Raw genomic sequence first — 14270 nt, forward strand, 5'->3', positions numbered from 1 at the left:
AATCATCCCTCTAGGTGTTTGCTGAATAAGAAGGCTTCGATCGCGTCGTAGTCTTCGTTCTCCGAGAGTTCCATCACCTTTTTCACCAAATAGGTCGCCTGTTTCAGTCCGACGGATCCTAAAATATTCCGGATGGACGCGACGAAAGGTAGGGCCACGGATAATTCCCGAAATCCCAGACCGAATAATAAAATCGTAAAGTTAGTATCCGAAGCGATTTCTCCGCAGATACTCAAGGGCTTCTCGTATTTCCAAGCGGTATCCACGATTTGTGCGAGAGTTCTTAGAAAGGAAATATGGAAAGGATTGTAGAGATTGGAAACGTTCACGTTGTTTCTATCCACTGCCATCAGATATTGGAGAAGGTCGTTTGTTCCTACGGAAAAGAAATCCACTTCCCGAGCTAACACGTCCATGGAGGAAACCGCAGAGGGAGTCTCCACCATGACTCCGATTTTGATCTTTTTGTTGAATTTCTCTTTTTGAACGGAGAGCTCTTTTTTGCAATCCTCCAGTAATTCCTTGGTCTTGCGAATTTCCACAAGGCCCGTGACCATAGGGAGAAGGATACTTAAGTTTCCGTAGGCGGAAGCTCTGAGTATTGCGGTCAATTGTTCCTTGAACCATTCGGGATTTTGGAGACTATAACGGATTCCCCGGTTTCCTAGAAAAGGATTCTCCTCGAATTCTCCCGTGGAAAACTTATCCGCTCCAATATCGAAGGTGCGTATATAAACCGGATTCGGATCCATGCCTTCCGCGATCCGTTTGTACGCCAGATATTGTTCCTCACCGGAAACGTTTTTGTCCTGGTATTTCAAAAACAAGGATTCGGATCGGAATAAACCGACTCCGTCTACGTCCGCTTTCTTTGCGATATCGCAATCCGTGTCCGATTCCAGATTGCATTTTAAGCGGATGCGAATTCCGTCCTTACTGACCGCCTTTTTTTTCTTGGGAGATTTTTGCTCCGTATTGATGGGGGAGGAGGCGCCGTAATATTTCACCTCTTCGATGGTCGGGTTCCGTACCATCTGTCCGGTATCCGCATCCAAAAAAACGTATTCGAAGTCGTTTACGTTTCTATAAAATTCCTTTAGGCCGACAACGGTAGGTATTCCGTAGTTTCTGGCAAGAATGGCCATATGACCTGTTTTGCCTCCTAGGTCCGTGGCGATTCCGCGGATACGGGTCTTGTCCATCAGAATCATTTGGGACGGGGTGAGCTGCCTTGCGATGAGTATTACGTCTTCGGATTGATCCGCTAGAAAGGAGACTTCTTCCTTTTTATCCAGAAGGTTCTCTAAAATACGGTTGGAGATGTCCTGAAAATGATCCGACCTTTCCCGAAAGAACGGATTGTCGAGCCTTGCGAATTTGTCCGTAAGTTCGTTGATGGTATTCTGTACGGCTAGAAATGCATTTTCATTATATTCTAAAATTCTTTCCTTATACGAATCCTGTAAACCTGGGTCCTCGGTGATGGTCACCTGCGTTTCCAGTATTTCTTTCAGCTCCTTATCTTCGGGACGGGCCTTGAGTTGGACTAAAATTCCCTTTAATTCGATTTTGGAGGATTCCAGAGCTTTGGCGAGTTTGGCTAATTCCTCTTTTTTTTGGGAGTCGTGGATATAGGCTCCGTGGGCCAAATGCCTTCTTTTGGTTCCGACTTTGACCGCACGGCCGTAAAATCTGCCGGGAAAAGCTACAATTCCCTGGTAAGTGATTCTTTTTCCGCCGTTCATGGAGTTTCTGTCCGCAACCCGGGGTAGAGATATCTGGAGAATCTGGAATCGACAAGTCTTTTATAAAGACCGGGCACCCTAGGGTGGGAAAGGAACGGCGAGGAAGGAGAATTCCTTCCTCCTGGGGGGATTAAACCGCAGCGGTCTTTCTTTTGAAAAGAGGAATACGACGGCTTTTGTATTTGCCCAGTTCGTTTCCTGTCTCGGAACTCATTACGAGTTTGGCCATGGAAATATCCAGTGCGTGGCCCGCCTTAGAAGCCAGGTAATGCCCGATTATAGGCCGACCGGCGATAGAAAGGTCTCCGACTAAATCCAGGATTTTGTGTCGGACGCATTCGTTTTCATAGCGAAGGGATTCGTTCAGGTATCCGTCCTGTGTAAGAACGATCGCGTTGTCCAAAGATCCTCCCATTGCCAGACCTCTTGCTTGGAGAGCTTCTACGTCTTTTAGGAAACCGAAGGTTCTAGCGGGAAGGATCTCCTCCTTGAGAATATTGCGGTCCAGATTGATTGTGATGTTTTGGCCCTTGAGAAGAGGGTGGGGGAAATCGATTGTATAGGTGACTTTCCATTGTTCGGAAGGAAGTATGACAAGGTATTTGTCCCCGTCTACAACCCACATAGGGTTTTTAACGTAGATCGGTTCGATTCTATCCTCGAATTCCGTATATCCGGTGGATTCGAAGGCTTCTAAGAAGGGGAGGGAAGATCCGTCCATAATGGGAACTTCTACGGAATCGATCTCCAGGATCATATCCGTGATTCCCACTGAGAAAACGGCCGCCATTAAGTGCTCCACCGTTTGGACTCGATGGAGTCCGTCTCCCAAGGTGGTGGCATTACTCGTATCCACCACGTTACTCAACTCGACGGGAATGGAGGCCTTATCCTCTCCTTTTCGATATTCGAAAACGATCCCGGTTCCGGCGGGAGCCGGGTGGGCGATCAGATTTACTTCTTTACCGGAATGTAGTCCTATTCCCTTAATTCTAACCGTTTCTTTAAGCGTCTTTTTGTATTCTGTAGGATTCATTTGTTTCCTATTAGCCGAACCCGCTAGGGATTCGGTTCCGTTCTCGCTTTGCATCTGGTCTATTCTTCTTTGACGGGGTTTCGGCCCGAAAAAAAATAGCCCTTTAGGATTATAGAAGCAACATTCATGCCAGGTGCAGTGCAAAAAATCGAATTTATACGGGGCTTATCCCTGGTTTCCGAGGAAACTAGACATAATAAGAAAGAAATTTCTGTACTTCTGTCTCTTTTTTACAACAGCGTTGTTTTGGAGAGACAGAAGCCCTTCCTTACCATGGTAATTCTTCCCCGCTTTGATGGAAGAATCTTCCGGACCTTTCTTTATTTAGATTTTCGATCTGAGATATGAGTCCTGCGGCCGCTTCTTGGGGGGAAATTCCCTGCCTACCGGTCATTTCTGTCGCAACCATTCCTGGATGGAAGATGCCCACCCAGATTTTTCGAGGAGCTAGGTCTCGGGCCAGGGAAACTGCTCCCGCATTCAAAGCCGCCTTGGACATTCTATAGCCGTAATAGGCTCCCGAATGATTGTCCGCTATGGAGCCCATTCTGCTTGTGAGAAATACGATCTTTCCTCCCGTTTCCATCTTGGGAAGAAGGGTACGAGTGAGTTGTAAGGGGCCGACCGCATTCACTAAAATCTGGGTTTCCACTTCCGTGAAATCCACACTTTCCCAATTGTCCGGGATTAGTATGCCTGCATTATTTACGAGAAGGTCGAGCTTGGTTCCGCTTAAGAATCTGGATAAGGATTCGAAGCTTTGGGGTTGGCTTAAATCTAGTCCTTCGAAAATTTTCACTCCTAATCTGCGTAAGGATTCGGAGGCCTTACGGCAGGCGGCGATTACCGAATATTTTTTTTCGGAGAATTGGACTGCGAGCTCCAAACCGATTCCGCGATTTGCGCCGGTGATCAAAACATGTTTCATACAAAATCGTTACTAGGAAGTTTCTTAAATAGAATGAGGTAAAATTCTTTTAGGAATCGGATTGACGGAAGAATAAAATAAAACATTCTTCCTGCATGCAATACCAGATTACTCATAAGCCTTCATTCTCCTTATTGAAACTTCGGTTGGGACCGGGTCAATCCATTAAATCGGAAGCGGGAGCCATGGTATATATGAGTTCCCGGATGCAGGTGGAAACGAAAATGGGGAGCGGCTTTCTTTCCGCTCTCGGGAGAAAATTCTTCGGAGGAGAATCCTTCTTTTTTAATACTTACACCGCTCCCGCGGAAGGAGGAGAGATCGGAATCGCTCCGGACTTGCCCGGTGATATCGTAGAGTTGGATCTGAACGGTAAAAGCATTTTCGTACAATCGGGTTCTTATCTGGCTTCCGATTCCGGTATACAAGTGAAATCCAAATTCGGAGGACTTCGCTCTCTTCTAGGAGGCGAAGGATTGTTTTTACTCGAAGTTTTCGGAACCGGTAGAGTATTCCTAAGTTCCTACGGTTCCATCGTTCCCATTCGGGTAGAAGGAGCTTACACAGTGGATACTGGGCATATCGTTGCCTTCGAAAATTCTCTTCAGTTTTCGGTAGGCAAGGCAGGCGGAAGTTGGAAATCCACTTTCTTTAGCGGAGAAGGTTTGGTAGCGAATTTCAACGGGCAGGGAACGATTTGGATACAGAGCAGAGTCCCGTCCGGTTTCATCGGCTGGCTGACCAGGCTTCTGCCTCATTGATCGTATTTTTATAAAGTAAGGAAATAGAATGAAGATAGAGTTATTATACAAACCTTCCTATTCCGTGGCCAAGGTAAATTTGAGCCAGGGAGAATCCATTCAGGCGGAGTCGGGCGCCCTCATGAGTATGAGCCCGAATATTTCCATAGAAACGCACAAGGCTCAAAAAGGAGGCTTACTGAAATCCTTAAAGGCCGCTTTCTTAGGAGGAGAGTCCTTTTGGATGAATACGTTTACCGCCGATCAGGCGGGAGAGGTGCTTCTCGCGCCGACTCTTCCGGGTGATTTGGAAAAGTTGGAATTGAACGGAACGGTTTTCGTTCAATCCAGCTCTTATTTGGCGAGCGAACCTAAGATAGATATAGATACTAAATTTCAGGGTTTAAAGGGATTCTTTAGCGGGGAGTCCCTATTCTTTTTAAAACTTTCGGGAAGCGGGACCGTATTGATATCCAGTTATGGTGGAATCGAGACCTTGGATGTGGAGGACGAATTCATAGTGGATACGGGTCATATAGTAGCCTTCCAAGAAGGGTTGAATTATGAGATCACCAAATTCGGAGGTTGGAAGTCCTTCTTCTTAGGAGGAGAAGGGTTTGTCGCGAAATTTAAGGGAAAAGGGAAACTTTGGATTCAGTCCAGAAACGTTCCTTCTCTGGGATCCTGGTTTCGGGAAGAACTTCCCCCTAAACAAAGATAATCTATAAGGCGCAAGTTATGAAATACGAAATATTAGCAAAACCTGATTTTCCAATCGTGAAGTTGGCCCTGGACTCCGGAGAATCGATCCGGGCCGAGTCCGGAGCCATGGTTGCGATGTCTCCTCAGGTAAAAATGGAGACCAAGGCGCAAGGCGGAATTTTCGAGTCCGCGAAAAGGGCGCTCTTAAGCGGCGAGTCTTTTTTCCAAAATACCTTTGTCGCGGAAGGAGGAACGGGCGAATTGTTTCTTACTTCCGCTACCCAAGGGGATATAGAATACAGAAAATTAAATAACGAAGAATTGATTCTGAGTCGAGGGGCGTATGTGGCGGGGAGCCCAGCATTGCAGATCGATAGCAAATGGGGAGGGTTCAAAGGATTTTTCTCGGGAGAAGGTTTGTTCTTCCTAAAAGTGGGAGGGACGGGGGATCTTTTCTTTTCCAGCTTCGGAGCGATACATACGGTGGATGTGGACGGAACCTATATCGTAGACACAGGCCATATAGTGGGATTCGAAGCAGGATTGGATTTCACGATCACTAAAGTAGGCGGTTTGAAATCTCTTTTTCTATCGGGAGAAGGGCTCGTCGCTCGATTCTCCGGAAAGGGAAAACTCTATATCCAAACTAGGAACCAAAGCGCCTTCGCAGCTTGGGCTGACGCTTGGAGAAGGGTCCAAAGATCCAGTTCCAGCGGAGATTGAAAATTCGGATTCGGCCGATTTATTTATAATCGGTCCCCTTTTCATTTTTTAAGTCTTAGAATTTTAGCTTAAACTTAAAATGTCCTTACCTTTTTGGATTCGAAGATGGATTCTATGAAGGCAAATTTGAGATGAATTAAGGATTCGGTTTCCATTCGAATCAGCTTGTGGCTTTTAGAATAAGTATATTCGTTTTTGGCCTCGGCTTTCTCGAAGAAAATTCTCTGAATCGAGAGAAATTTAGGGTAGTATTTCGTTTCGCTCGAGAGTATGGTCTTTGAAATCGGATCTACCCAAGCTGTTCCTTCCGCAGTTCCTTTGTATTCGTTTGAGTCGGAATCGACTAACTCCATTTTATAATCGAATGCTTGCGTTTCTATCCCCGAGATGACCTTTTTATTTCCGTTTCGTACTGCGTGAACGGTTTTGTCTTCGGTTCTCGCATTCAGGGTGTCGATTAATTCTTTCATTTCCTTATATTCGGCGCCGACTCTATCTCCGTTCATTGTGCCGGAAATATACGAGTATGTCTTGGCCGGATAATTATATTGCAGAAGAGCTTGGATACGGAACTTACGATTTTCGTGGCTATGAACCGTGATAGCATCGACAGAAAGAATATGCGAAATGCAGGCTAACTCGCACATTCTTTTCTGAGTCTCTTGCCAAAGCGGATCGACCTCTTTGTGGGAACATCCTATAACCAGGCAGCAGAAAACGAAAACTATGAGTGTACAGCAATTCCGTGAAAGAAATTCAAATCGATTCGAAGGAATTGGATTGGAAACTCCGAGAGAATTTATTCTAAAGAAATGCATATAGGATTCTTAAGATCTGTTACCGGATTTTGTTTTTCGATATTTTTCTGAAGATTGTTCAGAAGGCATCCGAGGCAAAGCTTCGGCGCCTTCTGTTCTACAAGTTTTTTATTGTCTTCCGGGATATCCGATCACATCCATAAATGCGGAAACGGAGAAGACCGCCTTGCCCGGGCCGGGTTCCCCGTAACCGGGTGGAACAGGCAAATTATATTTTTCGAATGTAGCTTTCCAGACCGTTAGTAGCTCGCAAAAATATTCCAAAGGCGGTCCCGGCTGGGTTCCTAATGTGGTGAAAGGCTCCGGGCACCAAGCGGTGAATCGAGGCATGATTCCCTTGGACATGAAGAAGTCCAAACCTTCTCCGGTGGATCGGATCGCTTCCGCGACGGTTGCAAATCCCCAAGGCTGGGAAAGTTCCACTCCACCTACGAAATTCGGGATCACATAAGAAGGTCCGAATACTTCCGCGGAGTCCACGATTCTACGAATCCAAGTATCTCTTCCTATGTAGGATTCCTTACCCGGACAGATTTTGCGGAATAGCTCGGGTTCCCAGACTTCATAATTAGGATGATAGACTTGGATTCCCGCGTCTTTGAACTTTTGGCAGTCTTCGATTTCCCAAGCCTGGGAAACGATTTTACCCATCCAACGGCCCGGAAATCTGGACTCGATTGCTTGAGCATATTCCAGATAAAAATCGATTTCGTTCTTTTTCTTGAGTTGGGTGATGACGGAACCGCCGGTGATCGTATATACTTTTGCGATCTCGTCTTCCGCATCGATCCAGGAAAGAACTTCCAGAATGTCTTCCACATCCTTTACGCCGGTATAAGGTCTTCCGGCATTCTTTTGTTGTCTGTAATTATGATTGATATCGCAGTAAGCGCATTCTTCTTCCTTACCGAAATATTGGCAATTTCGGAAGACTGTCAGATAAATCAGATAGCCCCATTCGATTACCGGCGCGATTTCTCCCGGAAGTTTTCCGGATTTGGTTTTGTGACGATACCATGCGGGTTTAGGAGGATATTCCAAACTTCCTAGAAAAGTTTCTCCCAGATAGAGTCCCGGCTTTCCTTCGTCCTTCTGGCCTTCGGGGATGCGAAGCACTTTATAAGGAGAATTGGGATTATTGCGAGTGGAGATTACCGTGGGCAGAAGATTAAAGTATCCTCCGCTGATCTTAATCTCTTCGGGGGCCTTGGAATCCGTACCTTCCTTCATGTCCGCCAAAGGAATATGATCGAAAGAGAAAATGAAATAGTCCTTCGTTTTATAATCCGTTCCGATCTGGAAGGATTCGGGCAGGAAATGTATTCCTTGTCTTAGGATATCCTGTTTGAGTATGGCTTCGAAAGGAATCTGTTTGTACTTTCTCTCCATCTCCTCGAGAAGGGCGATGGAGGATTCGGGACGGATCGTACTCGTATTCATCTTAACGACAGACTGCTCGGAGGGTAAGTTTTGGCAGCAAGTTTTTGGCTTTTTCCCGTTGACTATGGATTTTAGAGAGCTAGATTTCTTCCTCAGAATGCCTCGTTCCTATCTTCGTTTCTCCATTCTCATTCTATTCTTCTTCTACTTTGTTTTCTCAGGTCCGATCGATTCCAAGTCTGCGAAAAAGAAAGCTGCCTCCGTACCTTCCAAAAAGGCCCAGACTTGGCGAGATATTGAATACAATTTGGTGGCAGGTCCCTATAAGGAACCTACGGATCTGCAATTTCGTCCGGATGAGCCCGAGACTCTGGTCGTTTTGGAAAAAAGAGGAAGGATCTATAGTCGGAATCTAAAAACCCAGGAGGCTAGGCTCGTTGCAGACTTCACAGGCTCCGTTGAGACTAGATCGGAAGAAGGACTTCTAGGGTTGGCCTTCCATCCTAAATTCTCCGAAAACAAGCTATTTTATGTGAATGCGGTCTCCAAGGAATCCGGCAAGGACCAGACTCTGATTTTAGAATTTCGTTGGGAAGAAGGGAAGACTCTCTCTTGGTCCGACCGAAAGCGGATTCTACTCAGAGTAGATCAGCCTTATTCCAATCATAATGCGGGACAATTGAGTTTCGGTCCGGACGAAAAACTGTATATCGGATTCGGAGACGGCGGAGCGGGAGGGGACCCTTACCGGCATGGGCAAAACACCTCCACCTTCTTATCCACTCTTATCCGGATCGAACCCAATATGGAAGCCGAGGCGCCTCCGTATAAAATTCCTTCCGACAATCCGTTCCGGGAAAAGGTGGGATTTCTACCTGAAATCTGGGCCTACGGTTTCCGAAATCCTTGGAGATTCTCTTTCGATTCCAAAACTGGAAATTTATTTCTGGCCGATGTGGGTCAGGATACCTGGGAAGAAGTGGATCTGGTTTCGAAGGGAGGAAACTACGGATGGAGCGTTATGGAAGCTTCTCATTGCTTTCGTCCGGAAAAAGACTGTGAAAAGAAGGGACTCCGAGACCCGGTTTTGGAATACGGAAGGGATCTGGGGAGATCCGTCACCGGCGGATACGTATATCGGGGAAAAAATTATCCCATTTTGGAGGGATGGTACATTTTTGGGGATTTTGTTTCCGGAAATATCCTAGGAGCAAGGCTGGAACCGGGAAAAATCAACTCGCCCAGAGTTCTATTCAAGACTTCTTTCCAAATTAGCACATTTGGCTCGGATCGGGCGGGAGAGCTATATTTTGCCGATTTTAGTTCAGGAAATATCTTCCGTTTTGGAAAAAAAATTGAAATAAATTGAAAATCCTAAATCTATAGGTGTTAACCCAATGTAGATCGGACTGCCTCCACCGCGGTATCGATCAATCTCGATCAAAAGGATAGGGGTATGAATAAGATCATTTCCGTTGCATCAGCCGTCCTATTGTTCGGTTTGTTAGCATCCGGAGCTTGCAAAAAGCCTGCGGATAACGCGGATTCCGCGAACGCAAAACAGAGCGAACCTACGGCAATCGTAGTTTTTAGCGTAGGGGAAGCAAAAGTCCAACACGCAGATTTAACCGAAGACAAAGCTAGTTTAGGTACTCCTCTCAAACAAGGGGACAAACTCCAAACTAAAGCTAACGCAAAAGTGGATATCCAGTTTGCAGACGGGTCCGCTGTCCGCGTTTCGGAAAACTCCGAACTCGAATTCGCATCCTTGGCTCTGAATACCCAAGGAAATACCGATACAAGACTTTCTCTTGTTTCCGGTAAAGTTTTTGCTAAAGTCAATAAGGCTAATAAGAACGATCAGTTCTCCGTTATCACCCCGACTGCGATCGCAGGTGTTCGAGGAACTTCTTTCGTAGTCGATCGTACTAGAAAAGATAGATCCGTAGTAAAAGTTCTGGAAGGATCCGTGGCTGTTTCTCCGAGAGTTCGCGCTCTGGAAGGAATGAGTGCGGAAGAGATTGCCGCAAATGCGGATCTCAAGAAAATCAAAGATTCCTTGGATAAATCCGAAGTGATCCTGGAAAAGGACGAGTCTTCCCTAGTAAAAGCGTCGGACAAGACTTTCGGAGAAAAGGAAGCATCCAAATTGAACGCAAGTCTCGAAAAGGATATTCCTAAAGCGGTTACTAAGATTTCCGGTTCCGGAGTTTCCAAATCCGAAGAACAAGAGATCAGAACGATCGTGACTCTGGATAAGGATTCTGCAGACAAACTCGCAAAACTGAGCATCGATTCAGGAAGCGGTAAAGTCGATCAGAAGACTGCGGCAGACAACGAGGTCGAAAGGAAGAAAATCGAAGCTGAAGTTGCGAAACGCCAAGCTGAAGAGGTAAAACGTTTCAAAAACATTCTGGTTTCCGCTCCTAAGAACCTGAAAACCAAACAAGATCTCGTGAATTACTACGAGAAATTGGAAAAAATCGTATTGGTAAATAAGACCGTCTTGATCGGTGCGATCGTAGACCAACAAGGTTCTACTATGATCGTTCATACCGAAGACGGTATTAAGAAAATCAATCAGGACGAAGTGCAAGAAGTCATCTACGACTTCCAAACTAAATCCGAAAATTAATATCCGCTCTGGCTTACGGAACGGTGGAGAAATCCCAGGTATGCGAAAGCTGCCTGGGTTTTTCTTTATCTTTTTCCGTGATGGGAATCCAAATGCCTCTCCCAGAGTCTGAGTATGGATTCCGAAATTTCCTCTATGTCTAGAAGTGCTGCCTTACCCTTATAACTGACGATCAGTTTCCCCTTTCCGAACTTCTGGATTTCCCCCCATTCTACCCTGAATCCTTTGACTAGATTGAGAGAATCTAAAAGAAGTTCCTTGATTTCGGTCTTGGAAACGGAACCTCCTTCTTTCTTGGAAAGATAGGAAAGAATAGAATGGAATAGAATTTTCGTTATTTCCAAAGCATCCGGAGAATCCGGAAGAGAATCTTCGATTCTTTTCAGTTTCCTTGCCACGGCACTTGCTCGTCGGCGTGATAGGAACTTCTGACTAAAGGACCGGCAAATACGATTTTGAAACCTATGCTTTTTCCGTATTCTTTTAGGGAACGGAAAATATCAGGATGGATATAATCCTTCACGGGTAAATGAGAAGGGGTAGGTTGCAGATATTGCCCCAGAGTCAACATTTGCACTCCGGAATTTCTTAAATCCTGCATGGTTCTTTCCACTTCCTCTATGGTTTCTCCGAGTCCCAGTATGAGTCCGCTCTTTGTTAAGAATCCTCTCTTGGATGCGTGTTCCAAAACTCTTAAGGAACGGTCGTATTTTTTCGCGGGAGCCACCGTAGGAAATAGTCTTTCGACCGTTTCCAAATTATGATTAAAAATATCGGGCCGGCAAGAATATATGAGTTCTAGACTCTCTTCCTTCTCTTTGAAATCCGGGACTAAGAGTTCGATTTTACATTCGGGAAGTCTTTCTCGGATTAAAAGTACGGTTTCCTTATAATGTTCTGCGGCTCCGTCCGGAAGATCGTCCCGGTTGACGGAAGTAATTACGATATGATTGAGAGAAAGAGCCTTTGCGGATTCCGCAACTCTTAAGGGTTCTTCTGGATCCAACGCGAAGGGTTTGCCGAAAGCCACGTCGCAATAGGAGCAACGTCTCGTACAGATATCTCCCGCTAACATATATGTCGCCGTTTTTCTAGACCAACAATGATTTAGATTCGGACAAGATGCGCTCTCGCAAACGGTATTCAGTTTGCCTTTTTCTACGGAATCCCTCACGAAAGAGACCGCACTGTCCTTTTCTCGGAAAGGAAGTCGAACCTTCAACCAGTCCGGTTTTTCGGGAGCGGGTTGGTATCCGGAGGAGCGGGGCTTTTTCTTGAGTGGATTCACCTCTATACCCTGGTTTTCCCTCGGGAAAGAGTCAAGTGTTTTGGGTAGCCGGATTTGGCGGGGTATTTGAATCTGGAGGGATCGATTCCTAGGAACCGACTCCGGTACTGCTTTTGAGTCCGAAAACAGATAAAAATCAATCCTCCGATAAAGAAGAATCCCCCGGTATTCGGATCAACCGTTATCTAGCGGATTGCGGTTTCGGTTCCCGACGAAAAGTCGAAGAATTGGTATTGTCCGGAAAAGTTAGAATCAACGGAATTCCCGAAACCGATCTGAGCACCAGGGTTCGTCCGGGAGATCAGGTTACCGTCTCCGGAAAACAGGCCTCTCCCAATAAGAGGAGCATATTTCTCGCCTTGAACAAACCCAAAGGATTCCTTTGTTCTCACGGAGACAGGTTCCATTCTCATACAGTATTCGAACTACTGCCTTCCAAATATTCCCGGCTTTCCATTGCGGGGCGCTTGGATTTGGATTCTAGAGGATTGCTTTTACTTTCGGACGACGGAAATTGGATCCAAGAGATCACCCATCCTTCCGAGGGTCAGGAAAAAGAATACGAGGTTCTACTCGATAAAGAGATACCGTTTGAAGAAACAAAGACCGCTTTTTTGAAAGGGATACGCGACGAAGGAGAAATCCTGAAGGCGGAGAAATTATTCTCCTCAGGGAGAACGGAATATTCGGATAGATTCAGGGTGGTTCTGAAGCAGGGCAGAAAAAGACAAATCAAGAGAATGTTTTCCGTCCTGGGAGCGAGAGTAGAAGACTTAAGAAGGATTCGAATCGGAAGAATTCTACTCGAAAAATTGAAAATCGAAGAAGGCAAATTCGTTTTGCTGGATCCTAAAGACTGGAGACCATGAACTTTACTAGTTTAGAATTCCTATTTTTTTTCTGCGTCGTCTTCCTGGTATACTGGAATATTTCGGATCGTTATAAGAGAATCTTTCTGATTTTCAGTTCTTCCGTATTCTACGCATTCGCGTCCTGGAAATTCCTTTTTCATCTAATCGCTGTCGTTGTGATCAACTGGTTTCTGACCCGTTATTTCCTACAATCCCGATTCTTTCTCTATCTCGCGGTCGGGTTCAACGTTCTAAACCTGGCCTTTTTCAAGTACTTCTATTTCTTTGCGGACCTCGTAGGCTTATTCTTCGGGATCCCAGACTTTCAAAACAAGGCCGCTTTGGATTCCTTGCTGGGCGGGTTTTTGCATTGGCCGGGATTCGAAGTCGTTCTTCCTCTTACGATCAGTTATTATACTTTCCAGCTCATCTCCTTGGCGGTGGATAAGAAGAAGGGGACGATCCAGGAAGAAGTGACTCTTTTTAAGGTGACTTCCTTTATCTTTCTATTTCCGATCATGATCGCCGGTCCGATATTACGTTTTTCGGATGTATCTTCCCAATTCGATTCTCCGAAAATGGAGAGAGAGGATATGATAGACGGGCTTTGGCTTGTTCTTTTCGGACTATTCAAAAAGTCCGTCGTGTCCATCCTAATGTCCACTTCCATCTTCCAAGTATTCGCAGAACCTTCCGCATTCTCCGGAGGCGCATTGCTTGCCACGGTGTATTTCTTCGCAATATACCTTTATCTGGATTTTTCCGGTCTCACGGATCTGGCGAGGGGAATGGGTAAGCTTCTGGGATTCCAATTACCTCAGAACTTCAGGGCTCCTTTCTTCTTCAACGGTTTCGGAGATTTCTGGAGGCGTTGGCATTTGACCTTCTCTTTCTGGATTCGGGATTATCTTTATATTCCTTTGGGAGGTTCGCGTTCCGGAACTCTTAGGACCTGTGTAAATTATATGCTCGCTTTCGGACTCGGGGGACTCTGGCACGGAGCCAATTTGAATTATCTTCTTTGGGGAGTTTTGACCGGATTCTATCTTTCTTTGGAAAGGGCGTTTAAGGATTGGAATATTAAGATTCTGCCCGATATACCTTATTTAAAACGGGGACTCGTATATCTGACCGTATTGAATATCTATAGCATTTCTTGGATTCTTTTCTTCACTCCGGATTTTCCTTCCGCCGTGGAGGCGGTGGCTCGTATCTTCACCTGGGCCCAAGGATTGAAATTCCCGAATATGGAGCCGTGCTTGTTCGCTTTAGGGGTGGCATTCCTATTTCATTCCGCGGAGGAATGGCCGGAGAAATTTAGACTTTCGGAAAAATGGAAGGCCGTATTTTTGCCGATCGCTTGGATTTTGGTTTTATTGGCGTTGCCTAACGGAAACGCGGACTTCTTTTACGGACAATTTTAA

Annotated in this window: 14 protein-coding genes; 7 read left to right on the plus strand and 7 right to left on the minus strand. The window is 45.7% G+C overall.

Features of this window, described 5'->3' with window-relative positions; all coding sequences use genetic code 11:
- Positions 1-2: 2 nt before the first annotated feature.
- The 3 genes from ptsP to LEP1GSC061_RS01990 form a co-directional block, all read right to left on the minus strand.
- Positions 3-1745, minus strand: a complete 1743-nt coding sequence (gene ptsP, locus LEP1GSC061_RS01980; protein ID WP_016543417.1) for a phosphoenolpyruvate--protein phosphotransferase — start codon at positions 1743-1745, stop codon at positions 3-5.
- Positions 1746-1875: 130 nt separating this feature from the next.
- Positions 1876-2781: a UDP-3-O-acyl-N-acetylglucosamine deacetylase gene (gene lpxC / locus LEP1GSC061_RS01985; RefSeq protein ID WP_040507943.1), complete on the minus strand. Its 906-nt coding sequence runs from the start codon at positions 2779-2781 to the stop codon at positions 1876-1878.
- Between the two features lie 268 nt (positions 2782-3049).
- Positions 3050-3709 (minus strand): SDR family oxidoreductase, encoded by a 660-nt coding sequence (locus LEP1GSC061_RS01990; RefSeq protein ID WP_016544079.1) that lies wholly within the window; start codon positions 3707-3709, stop codon positions 3050-3052.
- Positions 3710-3804: 95 nt separating this feature from the next.
- Here LEP1GSC061_RS01990 and LEP1GSC061_RS01995 point away from each other — a divergent pair, with 95 nt between their 5' ends.
- From LEP1GSC061_RS01995 to LEP1GSC061_RS02005, 3 genes are read left to right on the plus strand one after another with little or no spacing between them, the layout of a single operon-like run.
- Positions 3805-4470, plus strand: a complete 666-nt coding sequence (locus LEP1GSC061_RS01995; protein ID WP_016543733.1) for a TIGR00266 family protein — start codon at positions 3805-3807, stop codon at positions 4468-4470.
- A 28-nt stretch (positions 4471-4498) separates the two neighbouring features.
- Positions 4499-5170 carry a TIGR00266 family protein gene (locus tag LEP1GSC061_RS02000; protein ID WP_016543980.1) on the plus strand — a complete coding sequence of 224 codons (672 nt, stop codon included), beginning with the start codon at positions 4499-4501 and terminating at the stop codon, positions 5168-5170.
- Between the two features lie 17 nt (positions 5171-5187).
- Positions 5188-5874 (plus strand): TIGR00266 family protein, encoded by a 687-nt coding sequence (locus LEP1GSC061_RS02005; RefSeq protein ID WP_016543885.1) that lies wholly within the window; start codon positions 5188-5190, stop codon positions 5872-5874.
- Between the two features lie 74 nt (positions 5875-5948).
- On the opposite strand, the gene LEP1GSC061_RS02010 is transcribed toward LEP1GSC061_RS02005, so the two are convergent.
- Together LEP1GSC061_RS02010 and LEP1GSC061_RS02015 are read right to left on the minus strand one after the other, a co-directional pair.
- Positions 5949-6521 carry a hypothetical protein gene (locus LEP1GSC061_RS02010; RefSeq protein ID WP_016543480.1) on the minus strand — a complete coding sequence of 191 codons (573 nt, stop codon included), beginning with the start codon at positions 6519-6521 and terminating at the stop codon, positions 5949-5951.
- 279 nt (positions 6522-6800) lie between these two features.
- The gene (locus LEP1GSC061_RS02015; RefSeq protein WP_016543831.1) at positions 6801-8132 is read right to left on the minus strand and encodes a radical SAM protein; all 1332 of its coding nucleotides are present in this window, start codon (positions 8130-8132) and stop codon (positions 6801-6803) included.
- A gap of 97 nt (positions 8133-8229) precedes the next feature.
- On the opposite strand from LEP1GSC061_RS02015, the gene LEP1GSC061_RS02020 reads away from it, so the two are divergent.
- The gene (locus LEP1GSC061_RS02020) at positions 8230-9441 is read left to right on the plus strand and encodes a PQQ-dependent sugar dehydrogenase (protein ID WP_016543401.1); all 1212 of its coding nucleotides are present in this window, start codon (positions 8230-8232) and stop codon (positions 9439-9441) included.
- An 87-nt stretch (positions 9442-9528) separates the two neighbouring features.
- The gene (locus LEP1GSC061_RS02025) at positions 9529-10707 is read left to right on the plus strand and encodes a lipoprotein LipL45 (RefSeq protein WP_016543519.1); all 1179 of its coding nucleotides are present in this window, start codon (positions 9529-9531) and stop codon (positions 10705-10707) included.
- 65 nt (positions 10708-10772) lie between these two features.
- Here LEP1GSC061_RS02025 and LEP1GSC061_RS02030 read toward each other — a convergent pair whose 3' ends face one another.
- On the minus strand, positions 10773-11105 hold the full coding sequence (locus tag LEP1GSC061_RS02030) for a hypothetical protein (protein ID WP_016543574.1): 333 nt from the start codon (positions 11103-11105) through the stop codon (positions 10773-10775).
- Positions 11090-11995 carry a lipoyl synthase gene (lipA, locus tag LEP1GSC061_RS02035; RefSeq protein WP_016543680.1) on the minus strand — a complete coding sequence of 302 codons (906 nt, stop codon included), beginning with the start codon at positions 11993-11995 and terminating at the stop codon, positions 11090-11092. The genes LEP1GSC061_RS02030 and lipA overlap by 16 nt, the downstream gene beginning before the upstream one ends.
- A 113-nt stretch (positions 11996-12108) precedes the next feature.
- On the opposite strand from lipA, the gene LEP1GSC061_RS02040 reads away from it, so the two are divergent.
- Both LEP1GSC061_RS02040 and LEP1GSC061_RS02045 read left to right on the plus strand, forming a co-directional pair.
- On the plus strand, positions 12109-12864 hold the full coding sequence (locus LEP1GSC061_RS02040; protein ID WP_016543665.1) for a pseudouridine synthase: 756 nt from the start codon (positions 12109-12111) through the stop codon (positions 12862-12864).
- Positions 12861-14270, plus strand: a complete 1410-nt coding sequence (locus tag LEP1GSC061_RS02045; RefSeq protein ID WP_016543774.1) for an MBOAT family O-acyltransferase — start codon at positions 12861-12863, stop codon at positions 14268-14270. The genes LEP1GSC061_RS02040 and LEP1GSC061_RS02045 overlap by 4 nt, the downstream gene beginning before the upstream one ends.

The organism is Leptospira wolffii serovar Khorat str. Khorat-H2 (genome assembly GCF_000306115.2).
Classification (GTDB): domain Bacteria; phylum Spirochaetota; class Leptospiria; order Leptospirales; family Leptospiraceae; genus Leptospira_B; species Leptospira_B wolffii.

Coding starts and splice junctions, on each gene's coding strand:
- LEP1GSC061_RS02005 (WP_016543885.1), top strand. CDS start 5,188: ATGAAATACGAAATATTAGCAAAACCTGATTTTCCAATCGTGAAGTTG.
- LEP1GSC061_RS02025 (WP_016543519.1), top strand. CDS start 9,529: ATGAATAAGATCATTTCCGTTGCATCAGCCGTCCTATTGTTCGGTTTG.
- LEP1GSC061_RS02010 (WP_016543480.1), bottom strand. CDS start 6,521: ATGTGCGAGTTAGCCTGCATTTCGCATATTCTTTCTGTCGATGCTATC.
- LEP1GSC061_RS02015 (WP_016543831.1), bottom strand. CDS start 8,132: ATGAATACGAGTACGATCCGTCCCGAATCCTCCATCGCCCTTCTCGAG.
- LEP1GSC061_RS02045 (WP_016543774.1), top strand. CDS start 12,861: ATGAACTTTACTAGTTTAGAATTCCTATTTTTTTTCTGCGTCGTCTTC.
- LEP1GSC061_RS02020 (WP_016543401.1), top strand. CDS start 8,230: ATGCCTCGTTCCTATCTTCGTTTCTCCATTCTCATTCTATTCTTCTTC.
- LEP1GSC061_RS01990 (WP_016544079.1), bottom strand. CDS start 3,709: ATGAAACATGTTTTGATCACCGGCGCAAATCGCGGAATCGGTTTGGAG.
- ptsP (WP_016543417.1), bottom strand. CDS start 1,745: ATGAACGGCGGAAAAAGAATCACTTACCAGGGAATTGTAGCTTTTCCC.
- LEP1GSC061_RS01995 (WP_016543733.1), top strand. CDS start 3,805: ATGCAATACCAGATTACTCATAAGCCTTCATTCTCCTTATTGAAACTT.
- LEP1GSC061_RS02000 (WP_016543980.1), top strand. CDS start 4,499: ATGAAGATAGAGTTATTATACAAACCTTCCTATTCCGTGGCCAAGGTA.
- lpxC (WP_040507943.1), bottom strand. CDS start 2,781: ATGAATCCTACAGAATACAAAAAGACGCTTAAAGAAACGGTTAGAATT.